Source organism: Mesorhizobium sp. M4A.F.Ca.ET.020.02.1.1, assembly GCF_004022645.1.
Taxonomy (GTDB): Bacteria; Pseudomonadota; Alphaproteobacteria; order Rhizobiales; family Rhizobiaceae; genus Mesorhizobium.
This window is the reverse complement of the sequence record NZ_RZOI01001324.1, coordinates 1-649: the sequence shown is the minus strand read 5'-3', so window position 1 is coordinate 649 and position 649 is coordinate 1. Positions and strand designations below refer to the sequence as shown.

General features: G+C 59.0%; 1 protein-coding gene. It reads left to right on the top strand.

The genetic code is table 11. The annotated features are described in order from the left end of the window. Positions 1-275: 275 nt before the first annotated feature. A partial coding sequence (locus EN742_RS36920; protein ID WP_245492505.1) for an aconitase family protein occupies positions 276-649 on the top strand: 374 nt, incomplete at its 3' end.

Here is a 649-nt window from a genome sequence, read left to right as displayed (position 1 = left end):
CTCGCTGCCAAGCTCAGCCAGGTCATGAATATTTCGACTGTCGCGCTGGACGAGGATTGGGCGGTTCGCGAGCACAAGATCTGTGTGCGCGGCGATGCAGAGCTTCCCGTCGCGACACGACTGCTGCTGCGTCATTTGCTTGAGGCCGCTCAAGCATCGTGATCCGCGCAGCACGCTTGGCGAATGACGACTTCCGCGCTCGGCCTTGCTCCCTATCCTGTTGATGAGGCGATTGGACGCCTCCTCGCAGTATGCAGATTCGGAGTGCGTGCGCCGTGTCCGGCACGATGTTCGACAAGATTTGGGACCGCCACAAGGTCTTTGAGAGACCGGATGGACAGACATTGCTCTACATCGACCGACATTATGTCGGCGACGATCTGCCGCTCGAGGCCTTCGAAACGTTGCGGCGCAAGGGATTGAAGGTCCGCAGGCCTGATCTGACTTTCGCGATGCCCGACCACTATGTCTCCACGCGTGGCCGAAGCCTTGACGATACAGTCGATGCGGAGCGGCGTGAGCTGATCGAAGAGCTTGTTCGCTTTTCGCTGGACAATGAGATCACCCTCTTTTCACTCGACGATGCGAGACAAGGCATCGTGCATGTCGTCGGGCCCGAACAGGGCTTGAGCCTGCCCGGAATGACGAT